General features: G+C 67.0%; 8 protein-coding genes and 2 pseudogenes. 7 read left to right on the top strand and 3 right to left on the bottom strand.

Annotated elements, in window-relative coordinates:
* Positions 1–895: 895 nt before the first annotated feature.
* Positions 896–1,525, bottom strand: a pseudogene (locus ABZ453_RS48920) (transposase family protein); the annotation flags it as partial.
* 542 nt (positions 1,526–2,067) lie between these two features.
* Here ABZ453_RS48920 and ABZ453_RS48915 point away from each other — a divergent pair.
* Positions 2,068–2,448 (top strand): hypothetical protein, encoded by a 381-nt coding sequence (locus ABZ453_RS48915; RefSeq protein WP_359026248.1) that lies wholly within the window; start codon positions 2,068–2,070, stop codon positions 2,446–2,448.
* Positions 2,449–2,894: 446 nt separating this feature from the next.
* Here the strand turns inward: ABZ453_RS48915 and deoC are convergent, their stop codons facing one another.
* Entirely contained in the window at positions 2,895–3,581 is a 687-nt protein-coding gene (gene deoC, locus ABZ453_RS48910; protein WP_359026247.1) for a deoxyribose-phosphate aldolase, read from the bottom strand.
* Positions 3,582–3,876: 295 nt separating this feature from the next.
* Between deoC and ABZ453_RS48905 the strand changes: the two genes are divergently transcribed.
* The 6 genes from ABZ453_RS48905 (at position 3,877) to ABZ453_RS48880 (ending at position 10,231) form a co-directional block, all read left to right on the top strand.
* Positions 3,877–4,680: a GntR family transcriptional regulator gene (locus ABZ453_RS48905; RefSeq protein ID WP_359026246.1), complete on the top strand. Its 804-nt coding sequence runs from the start codon at positions 3,877–3,879 to the stop codon at positions 4,678–4,680.
* A 158-nt stretch (positions 4,681–4,838) separates the two neighbouring features.
* Positions 4,839–6,002 (top strand): alcohol dehydrogenase catalytic domain-containing protein, encoded by a 1,164-nt coding sequence (locus tag ABZ453_RS48900; RefSeq protein ID WP_359026244.1) that lies wholly within the window; start codon positions 4,839–4,841, stop codon positions 6,000–6,002.
* Positions 5,999–7,231, top strand: a complete 1,233-nt coding sequence (locus tag ABZ453_RS48895; protein ID WP_359026242.1) for an MFS transporter — start codon at positions 5,999–6,001, stop codon at positions 7,229–7,231. Before ABZ453_RS48900 ends, ABZ453_RS48895 begins: the two co-directional genes overlap by 4 nt.
* A gap of 2 nt (positions 7,232–7,233) precedes the next feature.
* Positions 7,234–8,649 (top strand): trehalase family glycosidase, encoded by a 1,416-nt coding sequence (locus tag ABZ453_RS48890; RefSeq protein WP_359026240.1) that lies wholly within the window; start codon positions 7,234–7,236, stop codon positions 8,647–8,649.
* A 2-nt stretch (positions 8,650–8,651) separates the two neighbouring features.
* Positions 8,652–9,659: a Gfo/Idh/MocA family oxidoreductase gene (locus ABZ453_RS48885; protein ID WP_359026239.1), complete on the top strand. Its 1,008-nt coding sequence runs from the start codon at positions 8,652–8,654 to the stop codon at positions 9,657–9,659.
* Positions 9,660–9,787: 128 nt separating this feature from the next.
* Positions 9,788–10,231 carry a hypothetical protein gene (locus ABZ453_RS48880; protein WP_359026249.1) on the top strand — a complete coding sequence of 148 codons (444 nt, stop codon included), beginning with the start codon at positions 9,788–9,790 and terminating at the stop codon, positions 10,229–10,231.
* Between the two features lie 284 nt (positions 10,232–10,515).
* Here the strand turns inward: ABZ453_RS48880 and tnpA are convergent.
* Positions 10,516–10,794 (bottom strand): annotated as a pseudogene (gene tnpA, locus ABZ453_RS48875) (IS200/IS605 family transposase); the annotation flags it as partial.
* Between the last annotated feature and the right edge of the window lie 109 nt (positions 10,795–10,903).

Here is a 10,903-nt window from a genome sequence, read left to right as displayed (position 1 = left end):
AGCACCCAAGGACAGCCCAGCCGTACGCCCTCCACTTCGAGATGATCAAGGAAGGTGGGCTTGACAACACCAACTTGGGCTAAAGGCAACGGTGTTGCCCTGTCGTGGTGTAGCCGATCACGGTTCGTCGCTTCCGCTTCGGAGGCGTCTGGCACGTGCCGCCCCGGTCCGTCGTGCGATCACCGCTGGTCCCAGCTCGGCGATCCCCAACATGGCATCTGGCGAGGCAATTCGGGCCGCGACCTGCGGATTCCACCAGCTTGATCGGCTACACCACTCGGCGGGACGCCACCGACCCGGTGAGTATGTTTCGTTTTGTGAAGAGCTGCAGGAAGGAAGTTACATGTCGCTTGGCCGTCCAAGGGATATGCCAGCCCTGCTCCTGAGGGAGGCGGCAAGAGGCAGGGACTCGACTCCCGGGACTGAAGCGCCTGCCTCCACGAGATGGAGGTGGCAAGGGCTACAACGAGTCAGGGACTGAAGATGGGGGTAGTCGAGGGTCTGGGCAGAGGGAGTCTCTGTATGTCATTTGTCCAGCTCAGAGCGTCTCACCGGACGGAGAGGGACTATAGGGACTGAAATCCCTCATTATGGTCCGCACTTGGTATGCGGGGCTGGACACGCCTGCGCGCATGGAACCACATAGAAACTACTCCATAATCGGGAAACTCAGTCCCTGCAGTCCCTACAGCAATGCTGGCTAAGCTCCTGAGCTGGGAAAACAGCAGGGACTGGGGGCGAGACTCAGGGACAGAACTCCTTGAGCGGTTCAGTCCCTCGGTCCTGGTAGGGCTTGGTCAGGTGGGTTGGGGCGGTGGGTGTCCTTGGGGTCCGGTGTGGCGTTGGGAGTGAACCTTTCTTGGTAACATCTCGCGACTCTTCGTGATCTTCGTGCTCAGGCGGTGCGGCCGTGTTCGAGCTGGAGCAGGACGAGGGCGGCCCGGGCGTTGCGGGTGATGGCCGCAGGGCCGAGGCTGACTCTGCGCAGGGCCTTGAAGGTGACCTTCAGCAGGGCGTCGGCGCGTTCGGCGACGTCGTGCACGCCGCGGATCAGGGCGATGAACGCCTTGTCGGGCTCGGTGAGTTCGCCGCCCCTGGGCTTCTTGACCGGGTGGCGCAGGCCCTCTCCGGCGTTCTCGTAGCCGAGGTCGGTCAGGGTCGGGATGTCCACGGTGGCGGCGAGCCGGTTCAGTGCACCGACGAGGCCGTGGGCCCGGGCACAGGTGGTGTCGTGCTCTCGTCCCGGCCACACTGGCGAGACCTACAGCGGCCAGTCGTCCGGGGCGGCGATGACCTGCACGTTGCCGCCGTGGTGTTGGTGTTTGCCGGACCACCACAGATCCGCGCCGTTGGGGCCGGGTGCGGCGACGCGGTCAGTGCGCACCACAGTGCCGTCGAGGTTGAGGTGGGTGTAGCTGGCCGCGACGGCCAGCTCCAGCGCGGTGGCCAGGTCCGGGGCGTGGTCGGACAGCGCGGTGAGCCCTTCGTGCAGGTAGCGGTACACGGTCGGATTGGAGATGCCGTTACGGATAGACCTTCGCCCCACCCACCGCCGCCACGCCCTCCCACATCCTTGCGCGCCCCCTCCCCGGTGTGCGCAACAGCGGGGAGGGGGCCCGCAACCGGCCGCGCAGCCTCACCCGATGGATCTCAACACCCCGCCCCGCCATCACTACCACCCATCACTGACACAAGCGGGTAGGCAAGAGAGGAGAGAGACAGAGGGTCGTCGGGACCCGTGGTCGGCTCTGAACAAGGGGTCTGGCCAGGGAAAACCCTGCGCAGCCTACCGCATATGACGGTAGGGGCTCTGGTAGGGAGGACGGTAGGGGAATCGAAGGCCTGTCCACGGCACAGACCCGGGCGGCCAACCCTGCGCAGTCAGCGTCGCTGCGCAGGGCCGATCCGTGATCACACGTCGCCGGAGCCGACGTCGCCGATGTGGTCGAACCCCTTCAACAGGGGCGTGAGTCCAGCCGCACAGCCGGGTGCCGGGGCCCGCGCCCGATCTCAGAACCCGACCCGTCCGCGCTGATCTGACCCCGCGCCCGCACTCCGGGACGCTCAATGATCCCGGACGTCACCGACCGGTTCGAGGCCGCCTATCGAGCGACCAAGGGGCAGCGTGTCGTGTTCGTGGCCATCGAGCGCGAGGGTGAGCGGTGGACGGTGTCAGCGGATGCGCTGACCGCCAGCCCGGACCACGTCGTCGACGACACTGTGAATGTCGCCCTGCGGGCCGCCATCGTCTGTCTAGTCAAAGCGCAGGAGGCCGGGACGGACGCCTTCGCGGGCCCGGTGTACTTCATGCTGCACGGCGTGCCGAAGGAGAGGCGGGCCCGCGAACTCGCCGCGGCCTTCCACGCCGCCCTGCATGGAGATCTGGGTCCGCCGCACCGCGCGGTGCCCAGTGCTGACGTCGAGCAGGACGGTGACGTCGCCGGCTGACGCCTCAGTGACCTGACCCGCCCCAGGAGCGTTGAACCAGGCAGGACGCGTGCACCGTCGTCTGGAGGTCCCCGGCTTGCTCCCGCTGTTGGGCCGGGGCCATGGCAGACGTCCCCTGGCCTTCGCCGCCCGATAGCAGGCCAGGGGACGGCGCAGCTCAGGCCATGCGTGCGGTCACTGCGGTGCGCGGGCATGGAGAGCTGTCCGACGTCGGAAGGGCTGTAACTGGCTGCTCCAGCCACAGCCCTCCTGTGAGGCGAGTGCTTACCCGGTAAACGGTTGTCCGACGAGGGCGGGCGCGCCGCTGCGCCCCACCCGAGGTACAGGCAATCCGGGGACGTCGGGGCCCGTGACCGCCCGGGCCGAGGTGTCAGGTATTCGGCCGGGCAGTCACGGGAGTTTGAGGGACGCACGGCGGGCGGTCAGACCGCAGGACATCGGGCAGGTCAGGTTGCGGAACGCTGTGCCGCGTCGAGGATGGTGGCGGTGGCAGTAGCACCAAACCGCTCGGCCCCCGCCTCCACCATCTCCAGCAGCCGGCCGAGCGTGCGCACACCGCCCGCCGCCTTCACCTTCATGTGGGCCGGGACATGAGCCCGCATTAGGCGCACGTCCTCCAGGGTTGCTCCGCCGGACGCGAACCCGGTGGAGGTCTTCACATAGGCGGCGCCTGCCGAGGCGCTCAGGCGACAGGCTCGGATTTTCTCGTCGTCCGTCAGATAGGTGTTCTCGAAGATAATCTTGACCAAGGCCTTGCCGCCTGCGGTCCGCACGACGTCGTGGATGTCGTCGGCCACGGCGGTGTCGTCCCCACCGCGTAGGTAGCCGATGTTGAGCACCATGTCGAGTTCCGCTGCGCCGTTCTCCAGTGCCTCGGCCGCCTCGGCGACCTTGGCCGAGGTGGTGGAGGCGCCGTGCGGGAATCCGACAACGGTGCCCACCAGGACGCCGGTGCCCGAAAGTTCCTTGACCGCCCGGGACACGTGGGACGGCTTCACGCACGCAGACGCCACATTGTAGTGAGCGGCGAGGGCACAGCCCGCGAGCATGTCGTCGACAGTCAACTCCGGGCGCAGCAACGAGTGGTCGATCATTTTGGCAATGTGCTGCACTTCCACGCTGGTGGGATCCACGGGACCGTCCCTATGGTGAGTGTGCGAAATTGATCGCTCTCTTGGCGTGAACCCGTCCCGTTCCAAGCGACAAGGTAGGTCCATGGCAGTTCGGGTGCGTGAACCCCCTGGTGGGGGTTCGGCGTCATCTACGCTAGCGAAGGACCCGTCTATACGTCTATAGGGCTAGCTGGCTCACGGTCTGCCAACTTCAGCCACATGGGGTACTCACCCAATCACGGGCTGTGACGCAGCTCACGCGGCACGCGCGGAGTCCGTTTGCCTGATTTTTTCGTCATAGCGCCTACTTTTTGTTATGAAAAAACTAGTTGACTATACAGCTAGTTGGCATATTCTCTTCATGGAGGCCCCAGTGGGAGCGGATTTCGCACCCCGGTACTACCAAATCGAGCAGGCGCTTCGAAGGCGAATCGTCGAGCAGCAACCTCATGATCCGCTTCCGTCGGAGACAGAACTGTGTGCCGAATTTGGGGTAAGTCGCATGACCGCGCGAGCAGCCGTGCAGAAACTCGTCACCGAAGGCCTGGTCTACCGCGTTTCCGGGCGGGGTACATTCGTGGCCGAACCACCGACCCACCGCCGCGCGGAGAGCCTCGTGAATTTCAGTGAGGAAATGCGCCGAAAAGGCCGGAAAGCATCGTCCCAGTTGATTTCCGCGACCATTCGCTTGGCCACGGATAAGGAGATTAACAGGCTTCTTCTGAAGAAGTCGGCGCAGGCGGTGGAAATCGTCCGTGTGCGGTTGGCCGACAACGTTCCGACCGTACTGGAGCGGGCGGTCTTTCCAGGCGAGATGGCCGACCTCGTGCGCGTCGATTTCAGCGTGGCCTCCATGCATGAGGCGATCGTCTCCCTGGGCCGGGTCCCCACTCGCGGGCACTCCTCCATCAGAGCGGACGTCGCCGACGAGACCGAGGCCAGACGCCTAGGCGTCGCGCCGGGTTCTGCCCTGCTCGTCGAGACGCGGCTGATCCTAGACCAGGACGGCCGTCCCCTGGAATGGGCCGAGTCCCGGTACGTCGGCGACCGGTACGCGCTTGACGTTTCCTTCCAGGTGGACTCGCCGGAATTCTCGCCCAGGGATTCCTCCGGTTCCTGAGCATGCGCCAGCACGGGTGGGCGTCGTGGTCATGGCTGGGTCGCAGGATAGTTGCGCAAATTCTCCGCTCTCGCCGGAGCGCGAAGAAAACCAGAAGCGTGACGACGGCAATGGAGCTTGCTCGTCACCAGTCACATGTGGACACCTCAAGGAGTGCTATGTACGCCTACCTTATGAACGCGCCCGGAGAGTTGGAGCGAGCCAGCGTCCCCGATCCCGTATTCGGCCCCGACGAGATCCTGCTCCACACCGAAGCAGTCTCCATATGCTCCACCGACGTCTCCTATTTCCGAGGGCACCTCGTTCCCGAAACCTGGCCCATCATCCCGGGCCACGAATACGTCGGCCGGGTCGTCGAGGTGGGCCGCAATCTCCGCGACTCGGTGAGCGTCGGCGACCGGGTCACCTACTGGGGGCAGACCGACTTCGGCGGCATGGCGGAGTACCGGGCATTACGTCCGATTTTCCCTGGGAGTATCAGCCGGGAGACTTCCTGGTACACCCCACGGAACTTCTACGACGCCGATCAGGCTGCCGCCGTCGTGCTGCCGCCCACCGTCCCCTCGGACCTCGCCTCGGTGATCGAGCCCCTCACTTCGGTCCTGCGCTCCCTGCTGCTCAACCCGCCCCGGCCGGGCGACACCTGCGTTGTCCTCGGCTGCGGCCCCAGCGCGCTGCTGGCCGTGCAGGTCCTAGAACGCTACCTTGGCGCCGGCTCCGTCATCGCCCTGGACCACAACGACGCCCGGCTGGCCACCGCCCTGCGCCACGGCGCGTCGCTCGCCTTCAACACTGACACCCAGGGCTCCGAACTGGACGCCCTGGTCCGGGACCACCACGACCAGTATGCCGACTACGTCTTCGACGCCCTGCCCCACATCGGCGCGCCCGCACCGGGAACCGGCAAGGACATCCGCGAGCAAGCCATGGGCCTGCTGCGGCCGGAAGGCGCGTACGTCGTCTACGGCGCCACCGCCGTCCCCCAGCGCATCAACACCTGGATGATCCTTGCCAAGGGCCTCAAGCTGATGTCGACGCCCTTCGACGTCAGAGCCTTTCCGATGACCCGGTCGGCGAACATCACTGGCATCGCCCTGCGCCTCATCGAAACCGGACTGGTGGATCCCCGCCCCCTCGTCACCTCCCGTGTCACCCTCGACGACGAAAAGGGGGTTCAGCAGGCGTTCACCGGCTACGGCGGCGATGCCTCGATGAAGACCTCCATGCTCGCCCCCAAGGTGCTGCTGGACTACATGGAACGCGAGGCCGGCGCGACGGACGCCGCCGAGGCCCTTGCGGAACCCGCAGGTACCATCCTGTGACCGCAGCAGGCCTGAGCGAAGAATCGGTACGGCAGTCCAACTTCGTCCGAGACCGGCTGACCGGCATGGCGTACGGGGGACTGGCCACCTACGCGTACGTGCTGTACGCCCTCGGCCCGCTGCTGCCGCTGCTCCGGCAGGACCTGCGTTTCGGCTACGCGGTGATGAGCCTGCACTCCACCGCCTTCGCGGCGGGCGCAGTGCTCACCAACCTCCTCTTCGAACGGATCCGGCGGCGCCTCGGATACCGCACGCTCTTCTGGGTGTCGGCCGCCAGCCTCGTCGCCGGCGGGCTGCTGCTGGCCACGGGAGCCTTTGTCGCTGTCACGCTCATGGCTGCGGCCGTGGCAGGCATCGGCGGCTCCCTGCTTCAGACGACCGTGCTCGCCCTGCTCTCCGAGCATCATGGGCGCTACGGTCCCCTCCGGGACCGCGCACTGGTCGAAGCCAACGCCAGCGCCAGCGCCAGCGCGCTCGCCGCGCCACTCGTCATTGGCGGCCTCCAAGCTGCGGGCGCCGCCTGGAACTGGAGCCTGATCCTGCCGCTCGCCATGGCCGTCGTGATGTACGCAGTCTTCCGCCGCGAACCACTGCGGCCCGGCACCGACGGCCCGGTACCCGGCACCGCCGGCCCAGGCGCGGCCCTCCGGCTTCCCACCGCGTTCTGGATCCTCGCCGCGCTGGCCGGCGTCGTCGTCGGCGCCGAGTTCTGCTTCGTCTTCTACGGATCACCGCAGCTCACCACCGTCGTCGGTCTGACTACTGGTCAGGCCGCCACAGCCATGAGCCTGTTCTACAGCGGCGAGTTGCTCGGCCGCCTCGCCGGAAGCCGTCTGACCGGGACCGGTGCCCTTCGGTCGACACCGCAGCTCGTGGTCGCTGCCCTGGCTGTCAGCGCCGTGGGATTCCTCGCGCTATGGACCACCAGTGTCACGTGGGTGGCCCTCGCGGGACTGTTCCTCAGTGGCTTCGGTATGGCCAACCTCTTCCCGCTCACCCTCTCCCTAGCAGTCAGCGGCGCACGGGGACAATCCGGCCGGGCCACCGCCAGCGTCCAGCTCCTCGTCGGTGCGGCCATCATGCTCGCACCCCTGCTGCTCGGCTCACTGTCCGACCTGATCGGTGTGCGGGCCGCCTTCGGCGCGGCAGGGCTGCTCATCCCGCTCGCAGCGCTACTCCTCGCCCTCGGACACCGCACGGTGTCACCCGAACCCCAAGGAACCAGATAACGATGATCACCGGCGCCAGCACGGACATCGCCCGCGAAACCTTACGCAGAAACCACCGGAGCGGTTACTCACGAGCCGCCCAGCGGCCCTACGACTACACCTGCCCCTCCCCGGACACCTACCCGTTCCAATGGGCCTGGGACAGCAGCTACCACGCCATCGCGCTCACCCATGTGGACACCCGTCGAGCTCGCGACGAGATTCGCTGCCTGTTGAGCGCCACCACGCCCACCGGATTCCTGCCGCACATGGTCCTGTGGCAGGACGACCTGCGCGCCACAGCCACCGCCGACTACCGGATTGACTTGTGGCAGGGCTGGCGGTCCGTCACCATCGCCCCGCCCGTCGTCGCCCGCGCCGCCGAACGCGTGTACCAGGTGACCGGAGACGAGCTGTGGCTGAGCCGGATACTGCCCCCTCTGCTGGGGTTTTTCGCCTGGCTCAGGAGGCACCGCACCAGTCCCTCCACCGGTCTGCTGGAGATCTACCAGCCAGACGAGTCGGGCCTCGACTGCAGCCCAAAGTACGACGCCGCGCTCGGCATCGACGGCCTCCCCGACCACGCCGTCCACGACGCCTGGCACGCCGCCATGCGTAGCCTCATCGCCTCCTATTCCTCGGCGGACCGCGCCCCCGAGACACCTCTGAGCGGACACCAGCGATTCGTCTGGAACGACGTCCTGGTCAATACCATCTATGCCGATGGTCTGGCCTGCCTGGCCCGGCTGGCCAGGGCTGCGCGGATGCCTGAGCAGACGGCTGCGCGACTCGCGGAGGAGTCCGCGGCCGTCGGTGCTGCGCTCGTGCGTCACTGCTGGGATGACACCGTCGGCGTCTTCTACGACCTCGACCTCGTATCCGGCACCCGCGCCGAGGTGCTCACCGCCAGTTCACTCTTCCCCATCCTCCTCGACTCCGTCCCCCGGCACCTTGCCGAACGCGTCATCGAGGAACACCTCCTGAACGAGAAGGAGTTCTGGCAGCCCTACCCGGTGCCCAGCGTCGCCGCCAGTGAGCCCTCGTACGACCCCGACTTCAGTACAAGGGCCATCTTCCGGGGATCGAGCTGGGTCAACCTCAACTGGTACCTGTACTGGGGACTTCGAAAGTGCGGCTACCACACCCAAGCCAGCGACCTCGCCCAGCGCACCCGCGCGCTCGTCGCCGCCTCCGGCACCCGGGAGTGCTACGGCCCCGATGACACCGCCGGGCACGGTGCGCGCTCCTTCGGATGGAGCACGCTCGTACTCGACCTCGCAGCGGTGAAGAGCGCCCCTGCGGCGGCCGTGCAGCCGGGTCCAGCGGCGTACGGAGACCGGGCGGCGCGGAAGGACTCCGCGCCTCCGTGGAATCCGCCGACCACGCAGACGGTCCCAGCGGCACAACATGCGCCGGCGACAGCGGACGAGGAGAGCTGACCATGGCAAACTGGGGTTTCCTCGGCGCGGGTTCGATCGCCCGCTCGTCCCTCGCCCCGGCCGTGCGCGCCGCCAAGGGCGCGGTCCTGCACGCGGTGGCCTCCAGCAGCCATGTCCGCGCCCAAGCTCTCCGTCCCGAGCGGGCGTATCCGTCGTACGACGACCTGCTCCGTGACCCGGACGTCGACATCGTCTATATCGCCCTGCACAACAGCGCCCACATTGAGTGGACCCGGCGCGCCCTGCGCGCCGGAAAGCACGTCCTGTGCGAGAAACCGCTCGGGCTGTCCGCGGCTGAAGTCGACGCCATGACCCGTACGGCCCGGGAAGCCGGCCGACTCCTCATCGAAGCCGCCTGGAACCGCTGGCACCCGCGCACCCGCGACCTGGAGACCATGATCGACGGCGGCTCTATCGGCGCCGTCCAGACTGTCACCGCCCGCTTCGACGGGCTGGAGCCCACGGCGGACAACTACCGCCTGAACCCCAACCTCGGCGGCGGCGCCCTGTATGACGTCGGCTACTACGCCGTCTCCGCCGCCCTCGCGGCCTTCGGATGGAACACGCCACAAGTGGTGTGGGCGAAGCAGGAACAGTGGCACCCCGCCTCCGCCGACTCCGCCTCCGACTTCCTGCTGGAATTCCCCTGCCGGGGCACAGCGCAAATCCACTGTGCCCTCATCGGAAGGATGGCGGAAGAGCTCGTCGTCACCGGCACGTCGGGCACCCTGAGCCTGTCGTCCCCAGCCTTCTGCGCCGGCGCCACCTCCGTCCGTCTCTTCACCGGCAGTGACAGTGACTGGCAGGCCCGCTCCTACCCGGCGCTCGACTCCTACCGGCTAATGGTCGACGCGATGGACGCGGCCGTCGAGGGCCGGGGCCACCCCTACCTGGTGTCCCCGCAGCAGTCCCGCCTGATCGCCGCCACCATCGACGCCGTCCGCGAAGCCCTGCCGTCACACAGCCTTCCCGACACAGAACCGCCGAAGCAGAACAGGCGACGCGGATAAGGACCCGTCGCCATGGACCCGGCCCCTCGAAAATCTGCGGCGAGGTGCACTTCGCCGCAGACTGGCGAGCCCGCGCCAAAGTGCTCGCCGCAACGCACCGGGCGCTGCGGCTGACCCCAGATCACTGGATGATCCCGCTCTTCGGCGATTCGATGGCCGACGGCAAGCGCTGGGTGCTCGAAGGGCGGCTCATCTCGGTCGCCCTGCAGCGCTGGCGGCTGGGGACCAGCGTGGTGCTCGACTACGGGCTCTGGGGCCGCGATGAACGGTCGGCACTGCGCTGGCTGGCGGGGGTGGGGCATCTCGTGTATCCACAGGTTGCCGGAAACAAGGAACGGCGCGTCCACCGTGTAGTTGCCGCGGGCGGTCACCTCGAAGTTCAGGGCGAGGCGGTGTACGTCCCATCCCGGGGTGAGAGTCACAGTGTGCTGCGCTGCAACATCGACGCTGTAGTCGTTGAAGCCGAATTGAGTGGTGTGCATCGTGAAGTTGCAGGTCGCGCGTCTTGTGTGAGGGGCGGGCGGGACGCTCAGGCTGGCCGTCGGCGGGTGTCCACGGTGAAGATCGTCTGACATTCCGTTCGGGGCCGTCCTTGGGTTCTGCTGCGCCGACCGCAGTGCCACTCTTACGATCCGTGACCGGGCCGGTGCACCGGGAAGGCGCGGGGAGGGCGATGCGAGAGCTGGAGCGGATCACGGCTCGCCGGAGTGAACTGGACGGGTGTTGTAGAAGCCGGTGATCCAGGTGGCGATCTTCAGCGGGATCTAGCGAGGAACCCCGGCCGTTTGCGGCCGGGAGGAATCGCTTCTCGAGATAGGGGTGACTTGCAGGGGCGCACGGGTGTGCACTGTTGCCCTCAGTCGGGTCGCTTCTGGTTCTCGATGTACTCCTTGATGATCTCTAGCGGTGCGCCGCCGCAGGATGCGGCGAAGTAGGACGGGGACCAGAAGTGGTCGCCCCACAGGTACTTGAGGATGTGGCCGGGGAATTCCTGGCGGAGCCTGCGGGCGGACACCCCCTTGAGGGAGCCGACCAACCGCGAGATGGCGACCTTGGGCGGGTAGTGCACGAGCAGGTGGACGTGATCACGCTCGCCGTTGAACTCCACCAGGACGGTTTCGAAGTCCGCGCAGACAGCCTGCCCTGCGGGCCAAGCTCCAGAAGAAGCACACCAAGTCCGCCAAGCGCCGGCTCAAGGAGCGCTCCCGCCGCGAGGCACGGCACGTCAAGAACACCAACCACAA

Origin of the sequence: Streptomyces sp. NPDC005799, from assembly GCF_040630525.1 — a bacterium.
GTDB lineage: Bacteria > Actinomycetota > Actinomycetes > Streptomycetales > Streptomycetaceae > Streptomyces > Streptomyces griseorubiginosus_B.
Note: the sequence above shows the minus strand (reverse complement) of the source record. Positions and strands in the feature narration are given on the sequence as shown.

What these genes read in the sequence shown, in the direction of transcription:
- ABZ453_RS48915 (WP_359026248.1), top strand. Translation starts at nt 2,068, where the DNA reads ATGATCCCGGACGTCACCGACCGGTTCGAGGCCGCCTATCGAGCGACC.
- ABZ453_RS48905 (WP_359026246.1), top strand. Translation starts at nt 3,877, where the DNA reads ATGAAAAAACTAGTTGACTATACAGCTAGTTGGCATATTCTCTTCATG.
- ABZ453_RS48880 (WP_359026249.1), top strand. Translation starts at nt 9,788, where the DNA reads ATGATCCCGCTCTTCGGCGATTCGATGGCCGACGGCAAGCGCTGGGTG.
- ABZ453_RS48890 (WP_359026240.1), top strand. Translation starts at nt 7,234, where the DNA reads ATGATCACCGGCGCCAGCACGGACATCGCCCGCGAAACCTTACGCAGA.
- ABZ453_RS48900 (WP_359026244.1), top strand. Translation starts at nt 4,839, where the DNA reads ATGTACGCCTACCTTATGAACGCGCCCGGAGAGTTGGAGCGAGCCAGC.
- ABZ453_RS48885 (WP_359026239.1), top strand. Translation starts at nt 8,652, where the DNA reads ATGGCAAACTGGGGTTTCCTCGGCGCGGGTTCGATCGCCCGCTCGTCC.